Consider the following 24,581-nt stretch of genomic DNA (forward strand, 5'->3'; position numbering starts at 1 on the left):
AGAGGCTTTGCCTACGCAGCAGACATAAGGGAGACGGCGATGAGTTCAGCCGACGACGGCGCAGACCGCAGCCTCGGCCAGTTGGTGGCGACGGCCACCGCCGAGTTGTCCGCACTCGTGCACGACGAGATCGCACTGGCCAAGGCCGAGCTGCGACTGGACGCGAAGCGGGCGGGCATCGGCGGCGCCGCCTTCATCGTCGCCGGCGTGCTGATCCTCTTCGCCCTGCCGGTGCTGAGCTTCGCGGCGGCGTACGGCATCCACAACCTCGGCCTCGGCCTGGCCTGGTCCTTCCTCATCGTCGGCGGCGCCTTCATCGTCATCGCGCTGCTGCTGGCCCTGATCGCGCTGGCCAAGGTGAAGAAGATCAAGAAGCCGGAGAAGTCGATCGCCTCCGCCAAGCAGACCGCGGCCGTCCTCCAGAACGCCAAGCCGCACCCCCGCCCGGAGCCCGCGGACCACCCGGTCCTGGAGTCCGTGACACGCACCTCGGCATGACGGTCCCCGACAGCACCGCACCGGTCGTACGCCCCGACGGTCCCTGGACGCACCGGGACGTCGCGGCGAACGGCGCCCGTTTCCACATCGCGGAGATGGGCGACGGCCCGCTGGTGCTGCTGCTGCACGGCTTCCCGCAGTTCTGGTGGGCCTGGCGGCACCAGCTGCCGGCGCTCGCCGAGGCGGGCTACCGGGCCGTCGCGATGGATCTGCGCGGCGTCGGCGGCAGCGACCGCACCCCGCGCGGCTACGACCCGGCCAACCTCGCCCTCGACGTCACCGGCGTCATCCGCTCCCTGGGCGAGCCGGACGCCGCGCTCGTCGGCCACGACCTGGGCGGCTACCTCGCCTGGACGGCGGCGGTGATGCGGCCGAAGCTGGTGCGCCGCCTCGCCGTCGCGTCGATGCCGCACCCGCGGCTGTGGCGCCGCGCGATGCTCGCCGACGCCCGGCAGACCCGGCGCAGCGCCCACATCTGGAGCTTCCAGCGGCCCTGGCTGCCCGAGCGGGCGCTGGTCGCCGACGACGCCGCCCGGGTCGGCGAGATGCTCCACGACTGGTCGGGCCCGCAGCCCCCGGACGAGGACGCCGTCACCGTCTACCGGCGGGCCATGGGCATCCCCTCGACGGCCCACTGCTCCATCGAGCCGTACCGCTGGCTGGTCCGTTCGCTGGCCCGCCCCGACGGCCTGCAGTTCAACCGCCGGATGAAGCTGCCGGTACGCGTCCCGACGCTGCATCTGCACGGCTCGCTCGACCCGGTGATGCGCACCCGCACCGCCGCGGGCTCCGGCGCGTACGTCGAAGCGCCGTACCGCTGGCGGCTCTTCGACGGGCTCGGCCACTTCCCCCACGAGGAGGACCCGGTGGCGTTCTCCACGGAGCTGGTCAACTGGCTCCGGGACCCCGAGCCGGACCGCTGACGGGGCCCCGCCCAGCGCCCCGGAAGCGGCCCGGCGAACCGGGGACGAACACGGCGGTGACGGGTGGCCAATTGCCCGGCGCATAGGCCGATTGGCGGGCCGCCCGGCGGTTACGGACCTCGGGCCACGGGCAGAGTCGAGGGTATGGGCTGGACGCACGACTACCGTGACGTGGCACGCAACCGCCGCAGCAGTGCCGCTGCCGTGGGTACGCGGGACAGGGGCACTCCCGACCTCCGGGCCGGCGGGCCCGCGGGTCCCCCGCACCCGGACTCCGCGCACCCGATGGGCATCCCCCGCATCCTGCGCCGCAGAGCGCGGTGGATGTCTGCCCGGCTGCGCCATCCCCGCGGCTGAAACGCCGACGGCGGGCACCGCACGGAGCCCGTGCCGGTACCCGCCGCCTTCCGGTTGGTTCAGATCGCGCATCCTTGACTGTCGACGGGCCGGGTGGCCTGCCGCCCCTTGACGACGTCCTGGCGGACCTCGTCGGCGGTGAGCGCATAGCCGGTCTGCGCGTCGTCCAGGGACTTGGCGAACACCACGCCGTACACCTCGCCCTGCGGAGTGAGCAGCGGGCCGCCGGAGTTGCCCTGCCGCACCGTCGCGTACAGGGAGTACACATCGCGGGCGACCGTGCCCCGGTGGTAGATGTCCGGGCCGTTGGCCTGGATGCGGCCGCGGATACGGGCCGAGCGGACGTCGTAGCCGCCGTTCTCCGGGAAGCCCGCGACGATGGCGCTGTGGCCGCTCTGCGCGTCGGTGCCGGTGAACTTCAGCGCGGGCGCCCGCAGCGCCGGGACGTCGAGGACCGCGATGTCGCGCTCCCAGTCGTAGAGCACGACCTTGGCGTCGTACGTGGTGCCCTCGCCGCCCACCTGCACGGTCGGCTCGGAGACGCCGCCGACGACATGGGCGTTGGTCATCACGCGGTGCGGTGCGAAGACGAAGCCGCTGCCCTCCAGGACCTTGCCGCAGCTGGGCGCCGTGCCGACGACCTTGACGATGCTCTGCCGGGCGCGCCCCGCGACGGGGCTGTGCGCCAGCTTCGGGTCGGGCGCCGGGACGGAGGTGATCGGCTCGTTGGAGAACGGCGTGAAGACCTGCGGGAAGCCGTTCTGCGCGAGCACCGAGGAGAAGTCCGTGAACCATGTCGTGGCCTGCTGCGGCATCACCCGCGAGACACCCAGCAGCACCTTGGAGTTGCGGACCTCCTTGCCGAGCGTCGGCAGCGACGTACCGGCCAGCGCGGAACCGATCAGCCAGGCCACCAGCAGCATCGCCACGACGTTGACGAGCGCGCCGCCGGTGGCGTCCAGCGCCCGCGCCGGTGACCACGTGATGTGGCGGCGCAGCTTGTTGCCCAGATGGGTGGTGAGCGCCTGGCCGACCGAGGCGCAGATGATGACGATGGCGACGGCGGCGATGGCCGCGAAGGTGCCGGGGGTGGCGTCGTCGGTGACCTCGTTCCAGATGACGGGGAGTACGTAGACCGCGATCAGGCCACCGCCGAGGAAGCCGAGCACGGACAGGATGCCGACGACGAAGCCTTGCCGATAGCCGACGATCGCGAACCACACGGCGGCGACCAGCAACAGGATGTCCAGGACGTTCACGCCGGACACCGTCTCACGCGCTCCGGTCCAGCGGGACCTGCTTCGTGCGGTCCCACGGAATCTCCCAACCCGCGAAGTGCAGCAGGCGGTCGATGACCCCGGCGGTGAAACCCCAGACCAGGGCCGACTCGACCCGGAACGCCGGACCGGTGTGCCCCCGCGGATGGCGGGCCGTCACCCGGTGGGCCGGGTCCGTGAGATCTGCCACGGGGACCGTGAACACCCGGGCGGTCTCCGCCTGGTCGACCGCGCCGACCGGGCTGGGCTCGCGCCACCAGCCGAGCACCGGCGTCACCACGAAGCCGCTGACCGGGATGTAGAGCCGCGGCAGCACGCCGAAGACCTGCACGCCCGCCGGGTCGAGCCCGGTCTCCTCCTGCGCCTCCCGCAGCGCGGCCCGCACCGGACCGCTGCCCTCCGGATCGCCGTCCTCCGGGTCGAGCGCGCCCCCGGGGAACGAGGGCTGCCCGGCGTGCGAGCGCAGCGTCCCGGCGCGCTCCATCAGCAGCAGTTCGGGGCCACGGGCGCCCTGCCCGAAGAGGACCAGCACCGCGGACTGGCGGCCGCCGTTCTCGGGCGGCAGAAACCGGCTGAGCTGGTGCGGTTCGACGGTCTGCGCCGCCCGGACGACCGGGTCCAGCCACTCCGGCAGCCCCTCGGTGCTCACCCGCGCCTGCGGGAGCCGCCCGGCGCCGGGGGCCTCGGGCACCGCGGGCGGCACGCCGGTGGCGGTGGGCGGCACGCCGGGCCCGGACGGGGCCTCCGGACCGTCGCCGGGCAAGATCCGGCCGCTCCCCGGGGCCGCCGCGGGCCGCCCCTCCCCGGCCCGGCCGCCGGTCCGTTCGCCGGTCCGTTCGCCGTACTGCTCCCGTGCACTCGTCATACGCGCCCCCTCAAGGCCCTGGTTCGGTGTGCGGCGCCCGGGCGCGGGGCCGCGCGGCCCGCCTCCGGGGCCGCCGGTGCGGCCCGTACCGCCGGTGCGGCGGTGGCCGGTGTCATGAGGCCGTGGCCCCCAGCGGGGGCGCGGGACGGCCGGGAAAACCGGCGGGTGGGTTGAGCCGCTGCCCCGGCTGCCCGCCCAACTCGTACTTGAGCAGCTTCTTCGCCTTCTCCGGATCGGTCTCGCCCTCGCCGTACGACGGGCAGAGCGGGGCGATGCCGCAGGCGCCGCAGGCGGGCTTGCGGGAGTGGCAGACGCGACGGCCGTGGAAGACGACGCGGTGCGACAGCATCGTCCACTCGCTCTTGGGGAAGAGCGCGGCGACGTCCGCCTCGACCTTCTCCGGGTCCTCCTGGGCGGTCCAGCCGAAGCGGCGCGCCAGCCTGCCGAAGTGGGTGTCGACGGTGATGCCGGGCACTCCGAACGCGTTGCCGAGGACGACGTTGGCGGTCTTGCGGCCGACGCCGGGCAGCGTGACCAGGTCCTCCAGCCGGCCGGGCACCTCACCGCCGAAGCGGTCCCGCAGCGCCGCCGACAGGCCGAGCAGCGACCGTGCCTTGGCCCGGAAGAAGCCCGTCGGCCGGATCAGCTCCTCCAGCCGCTCCGGGTCCATCGCCGCCATGTCCTCCGGTGTGGGGCAGGCGGCGAAGAGCGCCGGGGTGGTCTGGTTGACCCGCAGGTCGGTGGTCTGCGCGGAGAGCACCGTCGCGACCAGCAGCTCGAAGGGGTTGGTGAAGTCCAGCTCCGGGTGGGCGTACGGATACAGCTCCGCCAGCTCCCGGTTGATCCGCCGCGCCCGGCGCACCAGCGCGACCCGCGATTCCGGCTTACGGGCGGCGGTCTTCTTGGCGGTCTTCTTGGCGGCGGCCGGCTTCTCGGTGGCAGCCGACTTCTTGGCGGGCGTCTTCTTGGCGGGCGCACCCGCCGCGGCCTTCTTCGCGGCCTTCTTCGCGGCCGCCTTCTTGACCGCCGCCCTCGACGTGGCCGCCTCCGCGCCGTTCCGCCCGGCCGGGGGTGCGGTCGTCTCCGTCGTCTTCGCTGGGTGTTTCACGCCGCCCTCTTCCGTACCGACTCGTGCCGTGCCGACTTCCGTACCGGGTCCGCCGCCGGGCGCCTCCCGGGGCGCGCCGCGACGGGGGTCCGCGGCGTCCGCGGTGCCTGCCACGCGTGCCTCGGCGGGACCGGCGATTTGGTGCTTACGTGCGCTTCCGGGGCGTTCACCGACGGCCGTTCGCCCAGAGCGGAATCACATTCGGCGGTCACTCGCCCAGCCCCCCTCGTCCCGTGTTCTCACCGGCGTGTTGGACACTCGGCCAGACTACGACCACCCACCGACATCCGACTCGATCACCGGTTTTCACCACCCCGATCGGCCCCCTGGCGTAGGGCTCGGGCCATCGGTCCGGCAAACTTGTGATTGATCGCACTGTTTTGCATTCCGGCATGATGGGGACCACAGTCCCCCGGAGCATGTCGACAAGGAGAGATCTCGTGGACGACGTTCTGCGGCGCGCACCGCTCTTCGCGGCGCTCGACGATGAGCAGGCGGCGGAGCTGCGCGCCTCGATGGGAGAGGTCACGCTCGCTCGCGGCGACGCCCTGTTCCACGAAGGGGACCCCGGCGACCGCCTGTACGTGGTCACCGAGGGCAAGGTGAAGCTGCACCGCACCTCCCCGGACGGCCGCGAGAACATGCTCGCCGTCCTCGGCCCCGGCGAGCTGATCGGTGAGCTGTCGCTCTTCGACCCGGGCCCGCGTACCGCCACCGCCTCCGCCCTCACCGAGGTCAAGCTCCTCGGCCTGGGCCACGGCGACCTCCAGCCGTGGCTGAACGCCCGGCCCGAGGTGGCCACCGCCCTGCTGCGCGCCGTCGCCCGGCGCCTGCGCAAGACCAACGACCAGATGTCCGACCTGGTCTTCTCGGACGTCCCCGGCCGGGTCGCCCGCGCCCTGCTGGACCTGTCGCGCCGCTTCGGCGTGCAGTCCGAGGAGGGCATCCACGTGGTGCACGACCTGACGCAGGAGGAGCTGGCCCAGCTGGTGGGCGCCTCCCGCGAGACGGTCAACAAGGCCCTCGCCGACTTCGCGGGCCGCGGCTGGCTGCGCCTGGAGGCCCGTGCGGTGATCCTCCTCGACGTCGAGCGGCTGGCGAAGCGCTCCCGCTGACCCCCGGGCGCCGCCCCCGCGGCGGCGCCCCGCTCCCGGCCCGTACGGCGCCGCGGACCGGCTGGGTGCGCCCAGGTCCGCCGGGGCCGGGAAAACCGCCTGAGCGGCCGCGTACGGCGTCTGAGTGGGCATGTACGCGCCCAGGCCCCACGCTCCCGGCCGCGAAATCCGGTGGCCCGGCCGTCGGCCGCGTCGTCATGCTGGCGCCATGACCGACTCCACCGGCCCGGGGCTCGACCAGGACGGCTACATCCTCCGGGAGGGCGCGCTCTCCCTGATCACCGACGAGTTCGCCCCTGTGGCGGCGGCCGCGCGCGAGCGGAGCGCCGCGCGCTTCGGCGACCGGCTGCACAGCGCGTACCTCTACGGCAGCATCCCGCGCGGCACCGCCGTCCCCGGGGTCTCCGACCTCGACCTGCTGCTCGCGCTCCACGCACCCCCCACCCCGGACGACCACGCCACGGCCGACGCGCTGGGCGCGGAACTCGACGCGGAATTCCCGCAGATCGACGGCGCCGGGGTCCTGACCGAGGGCGTGCCACGGCTGCTGAGCGCGCCCGAGCGGTACGACCTGGGCTGGTTCGTGGCCTGTCTGTGCACCCCGCTCAGCGGCCCCGACCTGGGCGAACGGCTGCCCCGCTACCGTCCGACCTCACTGCTGGCCCGGGAGACCAACGGGGACCTCTTCCGCGTACTGCCCGGGATGCGCGAGCGCGCCGCGGCGGCGCGTACGGAGGCGGAACGGCGGCGGCTGACCCGCGGGATGAGCCGGCATCTGGTGCGTACCGGCTTCACGCTGGTGATGCCGCGGTGGGGCGGCTGGACCAGCGATCTGACCGAGATGGCCGAGGTGTTCGGCCGCTACTACCCGGCGCGCGCCGAGCAGATGCGCGCCGCGGCCCGCGCCGCCCGCGCCCCGGCGGACCACCCTGAGCTGCTCGACGCGCTGCTGGCCGATCTCGCGCCCTGGCTGGCCGACGAGTACCTGGCCGTCCACGGCCCGAAGGCGCCCCGCCCCTGAGCGGCCCGGCGCGCCCCGGGTGCGTCAGATCAGCCCGTGCTCCCCCAGGTACTCCAGCTGCGCCCGTACCGACAGCTCGGCGGCGGGCCACAGGGAGCGGTCGACGTCGGCGTAGACCGCGGCGACGACCTCGGACGCCGTGCGGTGGCCGTTCTCCACCGCGGTCTCCACCTGGGCGAGCCGGTGGGCACGGTGCGCCAGGTAGAACTCCATCGCGCCCTGGGCGTCGTCGAGCACCGGGCCGTGCCCGGGGAGCACCGTCGTCACGCCGTCGTCGACGGTCAGCGAGCGCAGGCGGCGCAGCGAGTCCAGGTACTCGCCGAGGCGTCCGTCGGGGTGGGCGACCATCGTGGTGCCGCGCCCCAGGACGGTGTCGCCGGTCAGGACGGCGGCGTCGGCGGGCAGATGGAACGAGAGCGAGTCGGCGGTGTGCCCCGGGGTGGGCACGACGCGCAGCTCCAGCCCGCCGGTGGTGATCACGTCACCGGCGCCCAGCCCCTCGTCCCCCAGGCGCAGCGCCGGGTCCAGGGCGCGGACGGCCGTGCCGGCCAGCTCCGCGAAACGGGCGGCGCCCTCGGCGTGGTCGGGGTGCCCATGGGTGAGCAGGGTCAGCGCGACGCGTTTGCCGGCCTGCTCGGCGGCGTCGGCGACGGCCCGCAGATGGCCCTCGTCGAGCGGCCCGGGGTCGATGACGACGGCCAGCGGGGAGTCGGGTTCGGCGACGATCCAGGTGTTGGTGCCGTCCAGGGTCATCGCCGACGGATTGGGCGCCAGGACGCACCGGGCGCGGTCGGTGGCCGGCCCGGAGACCACCGCGCCCCGGGGCTGTCCGGGGAGCGCTGCCGCGTCGGTCATGCCCGGCCCCCTTCGGCGGGGCCGGCCGTCCCACCGGGCTCGATGTGCTTGGTGAACTCCTCGTGCCCCGGCCAGCTCAGCTCGATCTCGCCGTCGCGCAGCCGGGCGCGGGCCAGCACCGGCGTCAGATCGCACCGCCCGGCCGCCTCCAGGGCAGCGGCGGCGGACCCGTGCGGCTCCAGGGCGCGCAGGGTGGCGAGGGTCGGCGGCATCATCAGCAGCTCGCCGCGCTCGTATCCGGCGATGGCGTCGGCCGGGCGGGTCCACACGGTGCGGTCCGCCTCCGTGGAGGCGTTGCGGGTGCGCTGCCCCTCGGGGAGCGCGGCGACGAAGAACCACGTGTCGTAGCGGCGCGGTTCGAACTCGGGGGTGATCCAGCGCGCCCAGGCGCCCAGCAGGTCGGAGCGGAGCACCAGCCCGTGGCGGTCGAGGAAGTCGGCGAAGGAGATGTCGTGCGCGACGAGAGCGGCGCGGCCGGCCTCCCAGTCGTCGCCGGTGGTGTCCGCGACGACGGTCGTCGCGGACGGGCCCGCGAGCAGCACCCCGGACTCCTCGAACGTCTCCCGTACCGCGGCGCAGACGACGGACTGCGCGGCGGCCTCGTCGACGCCCAGCCGCGCGGCCCACTCGGCACGCGACGGCCCGGCCCAGGCGACCGGCCGTTCGTCGCGCGGGTCCACCGAGCCACCCGGATAGGCGTACGCGCCTCCGGCGAAGGCCATGGAGGCGCGTCTGCGCAGCATGTGGACGGCGGGGCCGCCGTCGCCGTCCCGCAGCAGCAGGACGGTCGCGGCGCGCCGGGGCTCGGCGGGGGTCAGCTCACCGTTCACGAGCGCCCGGATGAGGCCCGGCCACTCCGGCGGGTACCACTGGCCATTGGTCGTCGACGACATGGCCGGATGCTATGCGCTCACGCGCGGATGTTCGAGGGGCTCTTTTCGGCGCCCCGCCGCCGGCGCCCGCTGCGGGCGCGGCGCGGATGTCCGCCCGCGCCGCGCCCGGTTCCCCGGGGCGGCCGGGCGTACGGACGGCCGGAGGTGCGGACTACTCCGCGATCTCGACCTGGATCTCGACCTCGACGGGCGCGTCGAGCGGCAGTACCGCCACACCGACCGCGGACCGGGCGTGCACGCCCTTGTCGCCGAGGATCTCGCCGAGCAGCTCGCTGGCGCCGTTGATGACACCGGGCTGGCCGGTGAAGTCGGGCGCGGAGGCGACGAAGCCGACGACCTTCACGACGCGCTGGATCCGGTCCAGGTCGCCGACGACGGACTTCACGGCGGCGAGCGCGTTGAGCGCGCAGGTCGCGGCCAGCTCCTTGGCCGCCTCCGGGGTGACCCCGGCGCCGACCTTGCCGGTGGCCGGCAGGGCGCCGTCCACCATGGGCAGCTGGCCGGAGGTGAAGACGTAGTTCCCGGAGCGCACCGCGGGCTGGTAGGCGGCCAGCGGCGGCACCACCTCGGGGAGCTTCAGCCCCAGCTCCGCGATCCTCGTCTCGACGGCGCTCACGCCTTGGCCCGCTTCAGGTAGGCCACCAGCTGCTCGGGGTTGTTCGGGCCCGGAACGACCTGGACCAGCTCCCAGCCGTCCTCGCCCCAGGTGTCCAGAATCTGCTTCGTCGCGTGTACGAGAAGCGGCACGGTCGCGTATTCCCACTTGGTCATGGGGCGAGCGTAATGCCTGCCGGGACGGCCCCGGACGCCGCCGCCCCCCGGCGTCGCGGCGGCGGACGCTCTCCGCCGGGAAGCGCGGGTCAGGCGGCCGGAGTGCATGGTTCCGCCCCGGCCTCCCCGTCCGCCGCCCGGCGCCGCAGGCGCTCCAGGCGCGAGGGCGTCCAGCATTCTCCGGCGACCTGCCCGCGCATGCCCCGACCATGTCCGGACAGCACCGGGAATGCCCGCCGCGAGCGCACTCCCCGCACCCGGCGGGCCGACCCGTAGGGGAACGTCTCCGGGACGGATCCGGGGTCGTCCCGTGCGTAGCCGCGGCGGGGACTGGTTAGGCTCCTTGACGTGAGCAGGCTCCATGTCGTCAGCGGCAAGGGCGGCACCGGAAAGACCACGGTCGCCGCTGCCCTCGCCCTTGCCCTGGCCGCCGAGGGCCGCCGGACCCTCCTGGTCGAGGTCGAGGGCCGCCAGGGCATCGCCCAGGTCTTCGAGACCGAGGCCCTGCCGTACGAAGAACGCAAGATCGCCGTGGCACCCGGCCCGGACGGCGCCGCGGCCGGTGACGCCGCCCGCGGCGGGCGCCGCCCCGGTGAGGTGCACGCCCTCGCCATCGACGCCGAGCGCGCGCTGCTGGACTACCTCCAGATGTTCTACAAGCTCGGCAGCGCCGGCCGGGCCCTGAAGAAGCTCGGCGCGATCGACTTCGCCACCACCATCGCCCCGGGCCTGCGGGACGTCCTGCTGACCGGCAAGGCGTGCGAGGCGGTGCGCCGCAAGGACAAGCAGGGCCGGTACGTGTACGACGCGGTGGTGATGGACGCCCCGCCCACCGGCCGCATCACCCGCTTCCTGAACGTCAACGACGAGGTGGCGGGCCTGGCCAAGATGGGCCCGATCCACAATCAGGCCCAGGCGGTCATGCGGGTCCTCAAGTCGCCCGAGACCGCGGTGCACATGGTCACACTCCTGGAGGAGATGCCGGTCCAGGAGACCGCCGACGGCATCGCGGAGCTGCGCGCCGCCGGACTCCCGGTCGGCGGCGTCGTCATCAACATGACCCGTCCCGCCGTCCTCGGCACCGGCGATCTCGACATCGCCGCCCGCGGCGCCCGCGCGGGCGTGGCCAAGGCGCTGTCCCAGGCGGGGCTGGGCGGGGCGCGCCGCGGCGGGCTGGCCGAGCGGCTGATCGACCCGCTGCTGGAGCAGGCCCGCGAGCACGCCGAGCGCGTCGATCTGGAGCGCGCCGAGCACGCCGAGCTGACCGCGCTCGGCCTGCCCACCTACGAGCTGGAGCTGCTCCCCGAGGGAGTGGACCTCGCCGGTCTCTACCGCCTGGCGAGGGAGCTGCGGAGACAGGGGCCCATATGACCGCCGACGACCCGACGCTGGACGCCCCGGCCCCGTGGCTGGAGGTCGACGCGCTGCTCGACGACCCCGGCACCCGCATCGTGGTGTGCTGCGGCTCCGGCGGTGTCGGCAAGACCACCACGGCCGCCGCGCTGGGCGTACGTGCCGCGGAGCGCGGGCGCCGGGCCGTCGTCCTGACCATCGACCCCGCCCGCCGGCTCGCCCAGTCCATGGGCATCTCCGAGCTGGACAACGTCCCCCGCCAGGTCAAGGGCGTCGACGGCGCAGCCGGCGGCGAGCTGCACGCGATGATGCTGGACATGAAGCGCACCTTCGACGAGATCGTCGAGGGCCACGCGGACGCCGCCCGCGCCCGGGCCATTCTGGACAACCCCTTCTACCAGTCCCTGTCGGCCGGTTTCGCGGGCACGCAGGAGTACATGGCCATGGAGAAGCTCGGCCAGCTCCGCGCCCGCGACGCGTGGGATCTGATCATCGTCGACACCCCACCCAGCCGCTCCGCGCTGGACTTCCTGGACGCGCCCAAGCGCCTCGGGTCGTTCCTGGACGGCAAGTTCATCCGGGTGCTGATGGCCCCGGCGAAGGTCGGCGGCCGGGCCGGGATGAAGTTCCTCAACGTCGGCATGTCGATGATGACCGGCACCCTCAGCAAGCTGATGGGCGGCCAACTGCTGCGCGACGTCCAGACGTTCGTCGCCGCGATGGACACGATGTTCGGCGGCTTCCGCACCCGCGCGGACGCCACATACCGGCTGCTCCAGGCACCCGGTACGGCGTTCCTGGTGGTGGCGGCGCCGGAACGGGACGCGCTGCGGGAGGCGGCGTACTTCGTCGAGCGGCTGGCGGCCGAGCGGATGCCGCTGGCCGGCCTGGTGCTGAACCGCGTGCACGGCAGCGGGGCGGCGCAGCTGAGCGCGGAGCGGGCGCTGGCCGCCGCCGAGACGCTGACCGACCGCGCCGCGGAGGAGGCCGAGGCCGACGCCTCCGGCGGGGACGCCCCGGGCCCGGCGGAAAATCTTGCGCCGGGCGGCATTGTGGATCACGGCGACGGGAAGGCTGCTTCCGGTACCGCCGACGGCCCCTCTCCCGCCCCGGCGGCGCCTGACGGACACCCCCCGGTCTCCGCCGAGCAACTCGCCGCCGGTCTCCTGCGTCTGCACGCCGAGCGCATGCAGGTGCTCGACCGTGAACGTCGTACGCGGGATCGTTTCACCGCTCTGCATCCGGAGGTCCCGGTCGCCGAGATCGCCGCGCTCCCCGGTGACGTCCACGACCTCGACGGTCTGCGGCTGATCGGCGCCCGCCTCGCCCTCGACCCCGCCCGCACCGGCACAACCGACTGACCTCGCTCCCCCGGCCGCCCGCCCCGGCAGACGCCGGTCCGGTGGCCCGGCCCGTCCCACCCGCCGTTCGTCCCACCTGCCGTTCGCACGCACGGCGTTGGCGCCGTACGGACACGGCGGACATGACGGCCCGACAGCCCTGCTGTCGACACGGCGAACTCACGGCCCGGCTCGCGCGCTGACGCGTCGCCGGCCCGGTGGCCGTGACGTCTCTCTGCGGTCAGCTGACCGCCGCATAGGTGTCGTACGCCTCGTCCTCGCACTCCACGGGCAGCATGCCGGTGGAGCGCTCGTACTCCGTGCGCGCCGTCTCCAGCAGGCGCCGCCATGACGTCACGGTCGGACGGCGGCGGAGCAGCGCGCGGCGTTCGCGCTCGGTCATGCCGCCCCAGACGCCGAACTCCACCCGGTTGTCCAGCGCATCGGCAAGGCATTCGGTGCGTACCGGACACCCGGTGCACACGGCCTTGGCGCGGTTCTGGGCCGCCCCCTGGACGAAGAGCTCGTCCGGGTCGGTGGTGCGGCAGGCTGCTTGTGCGTTCCAGTCGGTTACCCAGCTCATGCTGGCGCCGTCCTCTCCCGAAATCGAGGCTCCCCCACGGCGGCAAGCGGCATATTCACCGTTGCCAGTTGAGGACGTTACGGAAGGCAGGCAGGGCGCAACACCCCCTTCGGGCCCAATCTTGAATGGTCCTAACGGACTATGCGTACGCGGCAGATCACCCAACGGAGTGAGCGAGCGGCATACGTCGCTTTTCTCGCATAGCAGGACAGGTCGCCGGGGGCATACCGGAATTCCGGCGACACGAGCGGATGTTCGGGGCGCGGCCCCACGCGCGGGCGGACCGGAAGGGGGAGGACGGGCACGCTGGGGCGGAAAGCTCCGCTGTGGCAGATGTGAAACAGCGTAGGCGAACAGTTGCGCCCCTGTCCGGCGATTGAGAACGTAGGGTGCCCTCATGGGTAAGAAGCGCGACGGCAGGGGTCTGAGCAAGACCCAGCAGGCCGCGAGATTCCTGGGTGTCAGCGTGCTGGCCGGAGCCGTTCTCGCGGGTCTCGCCCTTCCCGCCGCCGGAGCACTGGGCCTCACGGCCAAGGGCACCGTCGAAGGGTTCGACGAGATCCCCTCGGACCTCAAGGCGCCACCGCTGAGCGAGCGGACGATCATCCAGGACGCCAACGGCACCGAGATCGCCAAGATCTACTCCCGTGACCGCACGGTCGTGGATCTCAAGAACATGTCGCCGTACGTCCAGAAGGCGATCGTCGCGATCGAGGACGCGCGCTTCTACGAGCACGGCGCGGTCGACATGAAGGGCATCCTGCGCGCGGTCAACAAGAACGCGCAGTCCGGCGGCGTCTCCCAGGGCGCCTCGACGCTCACGCAGCAGTACGTGAAGAACGTCTTCATCGAGGAAGCCGGGAACGACCCCGACAAGGTCGCGCAGGCCACGCAGCAGACCATCGGCCGCAAGATCAAGGAACTGAAGTACGCGATCCAGGTGGAGAAGGAGCTCGGCAAGCGCAAGATCCTGCAGAACTACCTGAACATCACCTTCTTCGGACAGCAGGCGTACGGCGTCGAGGCCGCCAGCCAGCGGTACTTCAGCAAATCCGCCAAGGACCTCAGCCTCGGCGAATCGGCTCTGCTCGCCGGTCTCGTACAGTCCCCGACGCGCTACGACCCGCTCAACAACCGCGACGAGGCCACCCGCCGCCGTAACACCGTGCTCCAGCGGATGGCCGACCTGAAGGACATCACGCAGGCCGAGGCCGACGCCGCGGCGAAGCAGCCGATCAAGCTGGCCGTCAGCCGCCCCAAGAGCGGCTGCATCACCGCGACCGACGGCGCCGGCTTCTTCTGCGACTACGTCCGCAACGTCTTCCTCAACGACAAGGCGTTCGGCAAGACCGCCAAGGCGCGCGCCAAGCGGTGGAACCAGGGCGGTCTGACCATCCGCACCACCCTGGACCCGCAGACCCAGAAGTCCGTCCAGGCGTCGATAGGCGGTCATGTCCACAGCGACGACCAGGTCGCCAGCGCCGCGACGATCGTGGAGCCCGGCACCGGCAAGATCCTCGGCATGGGCCAGTCCCGCCCCTACGGGTTCGGCAAGAACGAGACGGTGCTGAACCTCTCCGTCAACCACGACATGGGCGGCGGCGCCGGGTACCAGCCCGGTTCGACGTTCAAGCCGCTGGTCGCCGCCGCCGCGCTGGACCAGGGCATGAGCCCGTACCAGGAATACTCCTCGCCGTACCGGATGCAGTACCCGAGCCCGGTGCAGACCTGCGACGGCGAGTGGCAGGGCCACGACTCGACGCAGAACGAGAACAAGTCGGAGGTCGGCCCGTACGCCATGAAGGAGGCGACCGCGAAGTCGGTCAACACCTACTTCGTGCAGCTGATCAGCGACATGGGTATCTGCCCGGCGGTCAAGATGATCGACAAGCTGGGCATCGAGCGCGCCGACGGCAAGCCGATGCAGGAAGTGCCGTCGATGACCCTCGGCGTGCAGGAGATGTCGCCGCTGACCATGGCGGGGGCCTACGCCGCCTTCGCCAACAACGGCACCTACTGCACGCCCGTCGCCATCGCCTCGATCACCGACGCGGCCGGCAAGCCGATGAACGTCCCGCAGACCGACTGCAAGCAGGCGATGTCCGAGAACACCGCCAAGACGATAAATGCCCTGCTCAAGGGCGTGGTCGAGGACGGTACGGGTAAGGAGGCCGGGCTCGGCGGCCGGGACAGCGCGGGTAAGACCGGCACCAGCGACAGCCGCTACGCCGCCTGGTTCGTGGGCTACACCCCGAACATGGCCGGTGCCGTCTGGGTCGGCGACCCGATGCACAAGCGGAAGATGTTCAACATCACCATCGGCGGCACCTTCCACGAGAAGGTCTACGGCGCCGACACCCCCGGCCCCATCTGGCGGGACGCGATGAACGGCGCCCTCGCCGGACGTCCGGCACCGGACCTGCCGACCGTCCAGATCGACGACCCCGGCGACCAGCCGGCGGACGACGGCAAGGGCAAGCCCGCAAAGGGCAAGGGCAAGCCGGGGAAGCCGGGCAACCACGGCAACAAGCCGGGCGGTGGCTGGCACCTCCCCGGCGACATACTGGACCGCCTCAAGCAGCACCACTGAGGCCGCTCGCCGAGCACGCCGAAGGGGCGCCTTCCCACCGGGGAGGGCGCCCCTTCGGCGTGGACGGCCGGCGCCTCAGCCGGCCAGCAGCTTCTTGACGACCGCGGCGACCCGGCCGCCCTCGGCCCGGCCCGCCACCTTCGGGTTCACGATCTTCATGACGGCACCCATGGCCTTCGGGCCCTCGGCACCGGCGCCGGTGGCCTCCGCGACGGCGGCCGCCACCAGGCTCTCCAGCTCCTCGTCGGTCAGCTGCTTGGGCAGGTAGTCGGCGAGGATCTCGCCCTCCGCCCGCTCGCGCTCGGCCGACTCGGCGCGCCCGCCCTTGTCGAACGCCTCGGCGGCCTCGCGGCGCTTCTTCGCCTCCCGGCCGATGATCTTCTCGACCTCGGCGTCGGACAGCTCGCGCGCCTCGGTGCCCGCGACCTCCTCCTTGTGGATGGCGGTCAGCGTGAGACGGAGGGTGGCGGAGCGCAGCTCGTCGCGCGCCTTGATCGCGACGGTGAGGTCGTCCTGCAGTCTGGACTTGAGCGTGGTCATGCCGTCGAGTATGCCCGCCCCCACCGGCAACCGTCGCACCTTTTCCCTGCCCGACGGCCCCTTGTCACCCCCGGGAACAGCCGGAACGCCGGGCCTTCGCCGCTGCCGCCGCGGGCCCGGCACTCTGCGACGATGGAACCATGCGCGCGCGATACGGAGTTCCCCTGTCCCTGACCGCAGTCGGCGCGGCCGGCCTGGCCTACGCCGCCGGCTTCGAGGTCCGCTCGTTCCGCCTGCGACGCGTCACGGTGCCCGTACTGCCCCGGGGCATGCGGCCGTTGCGCGTCCTGCAGGTCTCCGACATCCACATGGTCGGCGGCCAGCGCAAGAAGCAGCGCTGGCTGCAGTCGCTCGCCGGGCTGCGCCCCGACTTCGTGATCAACACCGGGGACAACCTCTCCGACCCCGAGGGCGTCCCCGAGACCCTCGACGCCCTCGGCCCCCTGATGGAGTTCCCCGGCGCCTACGTCTTCGGCTCCAACGACTACTACGGCCCCAAGCTGCGCAACCCGGCCCGCTACCTGATCGAGAAGGTCCAGGGCCGCCACGGCCTCAACGGCAACGCCCCCGCCGTCGGTGTCGTCCACAACCCGTGGGAGGAGCTGCGCGACGCGTTCGAAGCGGCCGGCTGGGTCGGCCTGTCCAACACCCGCGGCCGCCTCAAGCTGGAGGGCGTCGAGATCGCCCTGACCGGTCTGGACGACCCGCACATCAAGCGGGACCGCTACGCCGAGGTGGCCGGCGGCCCGGAATCCGGCGCCGACTTCTCCCTGGCCGTCGTCCACGCGCCGTACCTGCGCACCCTGGACGCCTTCACCGGCGACGGCTATCCGCTGATCCTCGCCGGGCACACCCACGGCGGTCAGCTCTGCATCCCCTTCTACGGGGCGCTGGTCACCAACTGCGATCTCGACACCAACCGCGTGAAGGGCCTGTCCACCCACACCGCCGAGGGCCGGACCTCCTTCCTCCACGTCTCCGCCGGCTGCGGCACCAATCGCTACACCCCGGTCCGCTTCGCCTGCCCGCCCGAGGCCACCCTCCTCACCCTCACCGCCAAGGAGTGACCCCTCCGCGGGGCGCCCGACGAACCCCAGGCGGGGCGCCCCGCACCGGTCCCCCGGGAGCGGATTTCACCTCTGGGGATCAGTCCGCTAAAGTAGAGCTCGTTGCTTCGGGGTGTAGCGCAGCTTGGCAGCGCGCTTCGTTCGGGACGAAGAGGTCGTGGGTTCAAATCCCGCCACCCCGACTGAAGGAACACAGGTAAGAGGCACCTACCGGATTCGGTAGGTGCCTCTCCTGCGTTGGGGGCGATCAACTGCGTGACCGGGTCTTCCGATTCGCTCGGGAGCAGTTCTGTGATGTGACTCACTCGCCTTTCTTTTCCCTGAGGGTGCCGTTCGCCCTCGGGGTGATTTCTTTTGCCGGCGGATGGCGGCGGTCGCGGTGAGGGGGATACCCCCACTCCCTGGAGGGGGCCCGCCCCATGGGCAATGACAGGTGCGGGCGGCGATCGTGTCGTCTTCGGGGCTCCGCTCGTCCGGTGGCGGCGAGCCGGGTGGGTGGTGGCGGGAGCCGACTGCCTGTCAGGTGTTCCGGGGCCACTTCAACGATCACGAGGGGGAACGGTGGATCGTCCGGGAGAACGGGGCATTGCGCGGCGCGCGGTGCCGGCCGGGGTGGCCGGGGCGGGGGTCGCGTGGGGAGGTGGCGGGAGGGCCGTGGCCGGCGGATGGGCGCAGGGGCTGCCGCAGGGGGTGGTGGACGGCGAGGTGGCGCGGCTGGAGCGGGAGCTGGTCGGGCTGCGGCGGGACATCCATCGGCATCCCGAGGGGCCCGGGCAGGAGCGGCGTACGGCCCGGGTGCTCGCCCGGCGGCTGCGGGGCCGGATCGGTCGGGGTGCGGTGGTCGAACTCCGTGCGGCCTTCCCGCCGTTCAGCGGTGAGGACTTCGCCCTCTACCTGGACCGTGTGCCCGGCACGTTCACCTTCCTCGGTGTCCGCGCCCCGGGCGCGCCCGTCACCACCTGCTACCCGCACTACCCCGACTTCGCCCCGGACGAGCGGGCCATCGGCATCGGCGTACGGGGTATGGCGGGGTGGATCACGGAGCGGAGCGGGAGCGGCAGTGCGGTGAGGGCCTGATCCGCGGGCGCGGGGCAGGCTCTCGGTCTCGCCGGGCGGCAGCAGGCCGGCGGCGGCAGGCGGAGCCGCCCGGGAACGCCGCCCGGCCCCTGGACAGCCCGAAGGCCCGGCCCCGTCGGATGACGGAACCGGGCCCCACGCCGGGCCATCGGCGTTCGGCGGCTGGTCAGACGCGGTCCGCCGCGATCAGGACGTACTGGAACGAGCCGTCCTCGTAGGAGTTGATGAAGGCGTCCTCGATGCCGGTGACGAGGGAGGACGTGGCGCGCAGCTTCCAGTACGGGAGGGTGGCGGGGGTGAGGTCGATGACGGCCTGGGGGACGAGGCGGTTGTCGGCCATGGCGCGGAGGTATTCGCGGCGGGAGTGGATGTTGCACTCGAAGTGCGCGTTGATCTGCGAGACCCACTTCGAGGGCTGGCCGTAGCGCGGGTTCCAGCAGCCGGTGATCGTGACGTAGCGTCCGCCGACGCCGAGGATGCGGGAGTGCTCGGCGAAGAGGTCGTGCAGGTCGACGTACATGCTCGACTCGTTGTTCCACGAGGCGGCGGCCTGGCCGGTCTCGAAGGGGGTGTCGAGCATGTTGCAGACGCGGGCGCGGACGTGGTCCTCGATGCCGAGTTCCCGGGCACGGTTGTTGGCGAAGTCGGCCTGCTTGGCGGAGAGCGTGACGCCCTCGACGTTGCAGCCGAACCGCTGGTGGGCCATGACCATGGAGCCGCCGCGGCCGCAGCCGGCGTCCACCAGGGTGTCGCCGCTGTTGATCGCGCCGAGGTTCTCCAGAAGGACGTCGGCCTGGGCCGACTCCAGGCGGTGGAGTTCGGCGATCAGCTTCTTCTCGTACTCGCTGTCGGCGGGGTCGCCCAGCGCGGCGTGGTCGACGGCGCCGATGCCGTAGTGGTGGTGGTAAAGCCCGTCGACATCGCCGAGGCGCAGGTTCACGGGCCTGGCCTCCTGGTCCCAGTAGCGGGCGATCTCTCCCTGGTAGGGCGAGGCCGCGCCGGGGATGAACACAGAGGTGCCGGTGGTGAGCTCGGTGCTGGTCACAGAGAAATCCACTTCTTACCAGAAATCGGGCAGGCTGTATCGGTAGGTGTTGGTCTGGTGCCAGTAGTGGTTGCCGTCGACCCATACGGCGACCCCGCGCAGGAAGCGGAGCACGGTCGGCACGGGACAGGCGGCGGCCAGGGCGGCGGCTTCGGATTCGAAGGTGTGCATGAGGTCGTTGTGGACCTCGACCGCCTTCAGATAGGCGTCCCGGTCGGAGACGCCCTCCCGTTCGGCGATCACCACGGGCAGATTGAGGTGACGGCCGGGGCTGTTGAGTTCCTTGGTGTACGAGTAAAGGTCGTTGACGATCGTGGTGGCGTTCCCGGCGAGCGCGATCACCCGCTGCATGGCGGGCAGCGCGTGCAGATCGGCCGGAAGTTCGTAACCGCCGACGGTGTCGGTGATGGTCGGGCAGGGGCGGAAGTTGTTGAACTGACGCATCGCCAGGTACTCCCACACCTCCGGCACATGGTCCTCCTGCGCCCAGGCGGCCTCGGCGAGGTAGCCGAGGTGCAGGCGGGCCATGTCGTGCCGGTACCGGTCGGCCTGGGAGTCGCTGGATTGCCGGACGAAGTACTCCATGGCGGAGCGGTAGGCGCGCCGGGGGGCGTCCGACTGGAGCGAGGCGAGCCACGCCGGTTCGTACTCGCTCGTGGTGTGCAGCGGGTCGAGGGCGGTGTGGGCGAGCAGGAGGCGGCTGCCGAGGCCGATGGGTGAGCCGCCGTGGTCCTCGCAGTAGCAGTCGTCGACGGCGTTCTCGGCGACCATCAGCCGGGTGGCGATCATCAGGTGGTCGACGGTCGGCGCGTCCGGGTGGCAGGCGACCATGTAGCGGCCGACGGAGAACCCGTCGAACTGGTCCTCCCACTCCGGTGGGTACGCCTGAACCTCGTCGACCGCCCACCGCTTGATCCGTTCGCCGACCTCCTCGACGCGCACCGGGTCGGGCTCCGGCACCGGGTGGTGGTAGAGCCCGGGGATCGGCGAGCCGGCGGCGGGCGGGCCCGACGGGGCGGGCTCCTGCGGCGCGGCCGGCTCCTCCCGGCGGCGCGGCCGCAGGCCGACGGTGCCGAGGCCGCTGGGGCCGCGCAGGATCCTTTCGACAGCGGGCCGTTCCACCGCGGCGGCGCCCTCCCGCGCGGCGCCGCCGGCCTGCGCGCCGCCGGGCGCGCCCGTGCGGACGGTCCGGGCGAACGAGGGCGGGCCGGGCAGCGCGGACCGGGCGCCCGCGGCGGGGCGGGCCCCGGCGCGGGCCGCAGCGGCGGGAAGACCCGGCTGCAGGGAAGAAGGCCCGGGATCGGACATCCGTAGCTCCTTGGTGAGATGGGGTGGGCTGCCCCGGATCCCGGGCGTGCTCGCCCGGGAGGGTCCGGGCCGTCGTGGCCGGTGCGGCCGCCGTCCCGCCGTCCGCCCGCGGGACCGGGCGGAGGGGCCCCAGGGGGTGTCTTTTCGGTCTTCGAGGATCAGGTCGTGGCGTCCGGTGCCGTGGATCGCAAGGCGGAGCCTCTCCCGCGGACTGGTCGTCCGTGGGTGGGGCGGCAACGCGGCGAGGTGCGGTGCCGGGCGTCACGACCCCACGAAGACCGGGAAGACGCCCCCTAGCTGCGCCGATGGGCGATCTGCACGTTCTCCAGCACGCCGAGCGCGTCCGGTACGAGTACGGCGGCGGAGTAGTAGGTGGAGACCAGGTACGAGATGATCGCCTGCTCGTTGATGCCCATGAACCGCACGGACAGGCCCGGCTCGTACTCCTCCGGCAGGCCCGTCTGGTGGAGACCGATGACGCCCTGGTTCTCCTCGCCGGTGCGCATGGCGAGGATGGAGCTGGTGTTCTCCTTGGTGACGGGGATCTTGCTGCACGGCAGGATCGGGACGCCGCGCCAGGCCGGGACCTGCTGGCCGCCGAGGTCGACGTGGTCCGGGTAGAGGCCGCGGGCGTTGAACTCGCGCCCGATCGCGGCGATCGCCCGGGGGTGGGCGAAGAGGAACTTCGTGCCGCGGCGGCGGGAGAGCAGGTCGTCGAGGTCGTCCGGGGTGGGCAGGCCGGAGTGGCTCTGGATCCGCTGCTTGAAATCGGCGTTGTGGAGCAGGCCGAACTCGCGGTTGTTGACCAGCTCGTACTCCTGGCGCTCGCGCAGCGCCTCGATGGTGAGCCGGAGCTGTTCCTCGGTCTGGTTCATCGGGCCGTTGTAGAGATCGGCGACCCTGGTGTGGACCCGCAGGACCGTCTGTGCGACGGAGAGTTCGTACTCGCGGGGGTTCAACTCGTAGTCGACGAAGGTGCCGGGGAGTTCGGGCTCGCCGGTGTGGCCCGCCGACATCGCGATCTCGGCCTCACCGTGCTTGTTCTGCCGCTGGTGGGGCAGGGAGCGGACCTGCTCGACGTGGGCCCGGAGCTGCGGTGCGTTGTCCATGACCGCGTCGAAGTCGGCGCGGGAGAGGGTGAGGAGGGTACCGGCGGTCTCCGCGGTGGCGGTGGTGTCCCAGGTGGCCTCGCCGTCCAGGAGGGCCTGCTCACCGAAGTGGCCGCCGTCGGCGACGATGTTGACGGGGACGTCGCTGCCGTACTTGCCCTCGGCGGTCTGGCTGATCCGGCCGTGGGCCACGAGGTGGATGCGTTCGGCGGGGGCGCCGCGCTCGGCCAGCACCTCACCGGCGCGGAAGTCGCGCTGGACGCAGCGGTCGGCGATGGTCTTCAGCACCTGATCGTCGTCGAAGCCGCGCAACACGGCCAGTTCGCCCAGCTCGCGGGGGATGACGCGGACGTCGGAGCCGTCCTGGACGAACTCGATGCAGCCGTCCCCGAGGGTGTAGGTGAGTCGGCGGTTCACCCGGTAGGCGCCGCCCTTCGCCTCGACCCAGGGCAGCATCCGCAGCAGCCAGCGGGAGGTGATCTCCTGCATCTGCGGGGCGGACTTGGTCGTGGTGGCGAGATTGCGGGCAGCCGCGGTGCTCAGGCTGGACTGCTCGGAGGGGGCCGGCAGGGCCTCCTGGCCGGTCTCAACGGTCATCTGGCGAGCTCTCCTTCGCAGGGGGTGGCGGCGTGCGCGGGCCACCGAGAAAAGGTGGAAAGAGGATGGGGGGCGCGGGGAAATTGCGGTAAGCGGACGGATTTCAGAATTCCGTCCGACTCCCGGAGACCAGTAAAGGGGCAGGACTCCCAGCTCACGCAAATAAGAGCGCCGGTGTTACCTCGATGCGGTGACCTTGGGCGGCTTGAGGTTTAGCAGACGGGTCACATGTTTTCGGACTTCCCGATACGGAGCAGGTCAGCAATACGAAAAGGGACCTGCGGGGAATCACTCTTCTGATATATGGGGGAACTTATTTGACGCCCCGTTGGCCCGTGACGAACGGGGCGGGCCGGGGCGGCGGGGCCCCGTAGGTGCGTCTCCTCACCGCCCCGGCCCCCGTCGGCCGCGCCCGGCACGCCCGGCGCACCCGACGGCCCGCATTTGACATTCACCGACACATCGCAAAAAGTAGATGCGACGCGTCCGAGGTGGACGCGGCGACCGGAGCGGAGGGAGCGGCACCATGGACCCCCTGGCGATCTACAAGGCGCTGGCCAACCCCGCGCGGCTCCAGTTCCTGGAGTGGCTGAAGGATCCGGCCGCGCACTTCGACGAGGACGCCTACCGCCGGCAGGGCCTCGGCTTCCACATCGGGGTCTGCGTCGGTCACATCCGGAGCCGGTCGGGCCTCTCGCAGTCCGTGGTCTCCAGCTATCTGCAGATCCTGCGGGACGCGGACCTGCTGGAGTCCGAGCGGATCGGCAAGTGGACCTACTACCGGCGCAACGAGCGCACCATCGAGGCGTTCGCGACGTACGTCCGCGAGACACTCTGAGTCGCCGGACCCGGCCCACACCCCGGCCCGGCCCGTGAACCGGCGAGCCGCCCGTAACCCCTGAGCCCCCTGAGCCCTGACAGGCCCGGGAGCCACACAGGCAAACATATCGAGAAACCCCGGTACGTAGATCAATGGATGCCGCTGCCCGCTGCACCGCTGCTTCTACGGACAGGAACCCACCCCGAAGGAAAGGACCCGGCGATGAGGAGAGAGGCGGTGGCGCTTCCGGCGCTCGCGTTGGGGGTGTTCAGCATCATCACCACGGAAATGGGGATCGTCGGCGTCCTGCCGGAGATGGCGGCCCGGCTGGGGGTCGGCACCGGCACCGCGGGCCTGCTCGTGGGCGTGTTCGCGCTGGTCGTGGCGGTGTCCGGGCCGTTCATGACGCTGGTGTCGTCGGCGGTCGACCGACGGGTCGTGCTGGCGGTGACCATGGGCGTCTTCGCCGTGTCGAACGCCGTCTACGCGCTCAGCACGAGCTTCGGGCTGACGCTCGCCTTCCGGGTCGTACCGGCGCTGCTGCACCCGGTCTTCTTCTCCGTCGCACTGGCCACGGCGGTGCGGCTCGGCGGGGCGGCGGAACCGGCACGGGCGACGGCGCGGGTCTTCGCGGGCGTCACCGTCGGCTTCGCCTTCGGGGTGCCGCTGACGTCCTACCTCGCCGACCACTTCTCCCTCCCCGCCGCCTTCTGGTGCGGCGCCGCGGTCAACCTGCTCGGCCTGGTGGCCCTCGTGCGGTTCCTGCCCGCGATGCCGGTGACCGAACGGCTCTCGTACGGCACGCAGTTGGGGGTGTTGCGCAGCGGCCGGACGTGGCTGACGCTCGGTTCGGTCGTCCTCGTCTTCGCGGCGCTGTTCTCCGTCTACGGCTACTTCGCGGCGTATCTGGCGACCGTCACCGGTATGAACGGCTCCTGGATCAGCGCCATGCTGCTGGTGTTCGGCGTGGTGATGATCTTCGGCAACTTCGCCTTCGCCGCGCTGCTGCGCCGCGGGGTGCGCCGCACCGCCGCCGCCTTCCCCGTCCTGTGCCTGGCCGTCTTCGCGGCGCTGTTCGCCCTGGGGGCGCGGCTGCCGGCCGTGGCGGCGCTGGTTCCGGTGTGGGCGGTGGTGCACTCCGGCGGGCTGATCGTGTGCCAGAGCTGGCTGGGGCGCGATACGCGGCAGGCGCCGGAGTTCGGCAACAGCCTCTTCGTCTCGTTCTCCAACCTGGGCATCACGGTGGGCACGACGGTCGGCGGCTGGTCGCTGGCGGCGCTCGGCACCCGCGCGCTCCCCTGGACCGGCGCCGCGTTCGCCCTCGCTGCGCTGGTCGCCGTGGCGCTGCGGCTGGCATGGGGCGAGCGGCCGGGCGCGGCGCCGGAGCACGGCGCGGTGCCCGCCGGGCCCGACGTGGAGGCGGCGACCGCCGGCGACGTATTCCCCTGACACCGCGAACCGCGGCCGGG

Annotated in this window: 24 protein-coding genes and 1 tRNA gene; 13 read left to right on the forward strand and 12 right to left on the reverse strand. The window is 72.3% G+C overall.

Annotated features, from left to right (window positions below; translation table 11 throughout):
- Window positions 1–39 precede the first annotated feature (39 nt).
- The 3 genes from ACF1BH_RS25370 to ACF1BH_RS25380 all read left to right on the forward strand — a co-directional run bounded on the left by ACF1BH_RS25370 (window position 40) and on the right by ACF1BH_RS25380 (window position 1,778).
- Window positions 40–498 carry a phage holin family protein gene (locus tag ACF1BH_RS25370; RefSeq protein ID WP_391645923.1) on the forward strand — a complete coding sequence of 153 codons (459 nt, stop codon included), beginning with the start codon at window positions 40–42 and terminating at the stop codon, window positions 496–498.
- Complete coding sequence (locus ACF1BH_RS25375; RefSeq protein WP_391645925.1) at window positions 495–1,421, forward strand: alpha/beta fold hydrolase; 927 nt, start codon at window positions 495–497, stop codon at window positions 1,419–1,421. The genes ACF1BH_RS25370 and ACF1BH_RS25375 overlap by 4 nt, the downstream gene beginning before the upstream one ends.
- 144 nt (window positions 1,422–1,565) lie before the next feature.
- On the forward strand, window positions 1,566–1,778 hold the full coding sequence (locus ACF1BH_RS25380; RefSeq protein ID WP_384594303.1) for a hypothetical protein: 213 nt from the start codon (window positions 1,566–1,568) through the stop codon (window positions 1,776–1,778).
- A gap of 59 nt (window positions 1,779–1,837) precedes the next feature.
- On the opposite strand, the gene ACF1BH_RS25385 is transcribed toward ACF1BH_RS25380, so the two are convergent.
- The 3 genes from ACF1BH_RS25385 to nth all read right to left on the reverse strand — a co-directional run bounded on the left by ACF1BH_RS25385 (window position 1,838) and on the right by nth (window position 5,028).
- Window positions 1,838–3,037: a MarP family serine protease gene (locus ACF1BH_RS25385; RefSeq protein WP_391645928.1), complete on the reverse strand. Its 1,200-nt coding sequence runs from the start codon at window positions 3,035–3,037 to the stop codon at window positions 1,838–1,840.
- A 13-nt stretch (window positions 3,038–3,050) separates the two neighbouring features.
- Window positions 3,051–3,746, reverse strand: coding sequence for an NUDIX hydrolase (locus tag ACF1BH_RS25390; protein ID WP_391646062.1), 696 nt, complete (start codon window positions 3,744–3,746; stop codon window positions 3,051–3,053).
- 286 nt (window positions 3,747–4,032) lie between these two features.
- Window positions 4,033–5,028 carry an endonuclease III gene (nth, locus tag ACF1BH_RS25395; protein ID WP_391645930.1) on the reverse strand — a complete coding sequence of 332 codons (996 nt, stop codon included), beginning with the start codon at window positions 5,026–5,028 and terminating at the stop codon, window positions 4,033–4,035.
- 440 nt (window positions 5,029–5,468) lie between these two features.
- Here nth and ACF1BH_RS25400 point away from each other — a divergent pair, with 440 nt between their 5' ends.
- The gene (locus ACF1BH_RS25400; RefSeq protein WP_006604164.1) at window positions 5,469–6,143 is read left to right on the forward strand and encodes a Crp/Fnr family transcriptional regulator; all 675 of its coding nucleotides are present in this window, start codon (window positions 5,469–5,471) and stop codon (window positions 6,141–6,143) included.
- A gap of 208 nt (window positions 6,144–6,351) precedes the next feature.
- A complete protein-coding gene (locus ACF1BH_RS25405) occupies window positions 6,352–7,164 on the forward strand; it encodes a nucleotidyltransferase (protein WP_391645932.1) in 813 nt (270 codons plus the stop codon).
- 24 nt (window positions 7,165–7,188) lie between these two features.
- Here the strand turns inward: ACF1BH_RS25405 and ACF1BH_RS25410 are convergent, their stop codons facing one another.
- From ACF1BH_RS25410 to ACF1BH_RS25425, 4 genes are all read right to left on the reverse strand, one after another.
- Window positions 7,189–8,019 carry an MBL fold metallo-hydrolase gene (locus tag ACF1BH_RS25410; RefSeq protein WP_391645934.1) on the reverse strand — a complete coding sequence of 277 codons (831 nt, stop codon included), beginning with the start codon at window positions 8,017–8,019 and terminating at the stop codon, window positions 7,189–7,191.
- Complete coding sequence (locus ACF1BH_RS25415) at window positions 8,016–8,912, reverse strand: NUDIX hydrolase (protein ID WP_391645936.1); 897 nt, start codon at window positions 8,910–8,912, stop codon at window positions 8,016–8,018. The genes ACF1BH_RS25410 and ACF1BH_RS25415 overlap by 4 nt, the downstream gene beginning before the upstream one ends.
- Before the next feature lie 151 nt (window positions 8,913–9,063).
- A complete protein-coding gene (locus tag ACF1BH_RS25420; RefSeq protein ID WP_391645938.1) occupies window positions 9,064–9,528 on the reverse strand; it encodes a RidA family protein in 465 nt (154 codons plus the stop codon).
- The gene (locus ACF1BH_RS25425) at window positions 9,525–9,683 is read right to left on the reverse strand and encodes a DUF4177 domain-containing protein (protein ID WP_020129281.1); all 159 of its coding nucleotides are present in this window, start codon (window positions 9,681–9,683) and stop codon (window positions 9,525–9,527) included. Before ACF1BH_RS25425 ends, ACF1BH_RS25420 begins: the two co-directional genes overlap by 4 nt.
- A gap of 348 nt (window positions 9,684–10,031) precedes the next feature.
- Here ACF1BH_RS25425 and ACF1BH_RS25430 point away from each other — a divergent pair, with 348 nt between their 5' ends.
- Both ACF1BH_RS25430 and ACF1BH_RS25435 read left to right on the forward strand, forming a co-directional pair.
- Window positions 10,032–11,054, forward strand: a complete 1,023-nt coding sequence (locus ACF1BH_RS25430; protein WP_391645941.1) for an ArsA-related P-loop ATPase — start codon at window positions 10,032–10,034, stop codon at window positions 11,052–11,054.
- The gene (locus ACF1BH_RS25435) at window positions 11,051–12,397 is read left to right on the forward strand and encodes an ArsA family ATPase (RefSeq protein ID WP_391645943.1); all 1,347 of its coding nucleotides are present in this window, start codon (window positions 11,051–11,053) and stop codon (window positions 12,395–12,397) included. Before ACF1BH_RS25430 ends, ACF1BH_RS25435 begins: the two co-directional genes overlap by 4 nt.
- Window positions 12,398–12,617: 220 nt before the next feature.
- Here the strand turns inward: ACF1BH_RS25435 and ACF1BH_RS25440 are convergent, their stop codons facing one another.
- On the reverse strand, window positions 12,618–12,959 hold the full coding sequence (locus ACF1BH_RS25440; RefSeq protein ID WP_143939745.1) for a WhiB family transcriptional regulator: 342 nt from the start codon (window positions 12,957–12,959) through the stop codon (window positions 12,618–12,620).
- A gap of 397 nt (window positions 12,960–13,356) precedes the next feature.
- Here ACF1BH_RS25440 and ACF1BH_RS25445 point away from each other — a divergent pair, with 397 nt between their 5' ends.
- Window positions 13,357–15,549, forward strand: coding sequence for a transglycosylase domain-containing protein (locus ACF1BH_RS25445; RefSeq protein WP_391645945.1), 2,193 nt, complete (start codon window positions 13,357–13,359; stop codon window positions 15,547–15,549).
- 75 nt (window positions 15,550–15,624) lie between these two features.
- Here ACF1BH_RS25445 and ACF1BH_RS25450 read toward each other — a convergent pair whose 3' ends face one another.
- Window positions 15,625–16,089 carry a GatB/YqeY domain-containing protein gene (locus tag ACF1BH_RS25450; RefSeq protein WP_391645947.1) on the reverse strand — a complete coding sequence of 155 codons (465 nt, stop codon included), beginning with the start codon at window positions 16,087–16,089 and terminating at the stop codon, window positions 15,625–15,627.
- A 140-nt stretch (window positions 16,090–16,229) separates the two neighbouring features.
- Here ACF1BH_RS25450 and ACF1BH_RS25455 point away from each other — a divergent pair, with 140 nt between their 5' ends.
- The 3 genes from ACF1BH_RS25455 (at window position 16,230) to ACF1BH_RS25465 (ending at window position 18,233) form a co-directional block, all read left to right on the forward strand.
- Window positions 16,230–17,156, forward strand: coding sequence for a metallophosphoesterase (locus tag ACF1BH_RS25455; RefSeq protein ID WP_391645949.1), 927 nt, complete (start codon window positions 16,230–16,232; stop codon window positions 17,154–17,156).
- A gap of 108 nt (window positions 17,157–17,264) precedes the next feature.
- Window positions 17,265–17,338, forward strand: a tRNA-Pro gene (locus tag ACF1BH_RS25460).
- A gap of 472 nt (window positions 17,339–17,810) precedes the next feature.
- Complete coding sequence (locus tag ACF1BH_RS25465) at window positions 17,811–18,233, forward strand: hypothetical protein (RefSeq protein WP_391645951.1); 423 nt, start codon at window positions 17,811–17,813, stop codon at window positions 18,231–18,233.
- 166 nt (window positions 18,234–18,399) lie between these two features.
- Here ACF1BH_RS25465 and ACF1BH_RS25470 read toward each other — a convergent pair whose 3' ends face one another.
- The 3 genes from ACF1BH_RS25470 to ACF1BH_RS25480 form a co-directional block, all read right to left on the reverse strand.
- Window positions 18,400–19,278 carry a geranyl diphosphate 2-C-methyltransferase gene (locus tag ACF1BH_RS25470; RefSeq protein WP_391645953.1) on the reverse strand — a complete coding sequence of 293 codons (879 nt, stop codon included), beginning with the start codon at window positions 19,276–19,278 and terminating at the stop codon, window positions 18,400–18,402.
- A gap of 15 nt (window positions 19,279–19,293) precedes the next feature.
- On the reverse strand, window positions 19,294–20,586 hold the full coding sequence (locus ACF1BH_RS25475) for a family 2 encapsulin nanocompartment cargo protein terpene cyclase (RefSeq protein ID WP_391645955.1): 1,293 nt from the start codon (window positions 20,584–20,586) through the stop codon (window positions 19,294–19,296).
- Window positions 20,587–20,879: 293 nt separating this feature from the next.
- Window positions 20,880–22,292 carry a family 2B encapsulin nanocompartment shell protein gene (locus tag ACF1BH_RS25480; protein WP_391645957.1) on the reverse strand — a complete coding sequence of 471 codons (1,413 nt, stop codon included), beginning with the start codon at window positions 22,290–22,292 and terminating at the stop codon, window positions 20,880–20,882.
- Between the two features lie 526 nt (window positions 22,293–22,818).
- Between ACF1BH_RS25480 and ACF1BH_RS25485 the strand changes: the two genes are divergently transcribed.
- On the forward strand, window positions 22,819–23,130 hold the full coding sequence (locus ACF1BH_RS25485; RefSeq protein WP_391645959.1) for an ArsR/SmtB family transcription factor: 312 nt from the start codon (window positions 22,819–22,821) through the stop codon (window positions 23,128–23,130).
- A 204-nt stretch (window positions 23,131–23,334) separates the two neighbouring features.
- A complete protein-coding gene (locus ACF1BH_RS25490; RefSeq protein ID WP_391645961.1) occupies window positions 23,335–24,561 on the forward strand; it encodes an MFS transporter in 1,227 nt (408 codons plus the stop codon).
- Window positions 24,562–24,581 lie beyond the last annotated feature (20 nt).

Source organism: Streptomyces sp. NPDC014733, assembly GCF_043083385.1.
Lineage (GTDB): Bacteria > Actinomycetota > Actinomycetes > Streptomycetales > Streptomycetaceae > Streptomyces.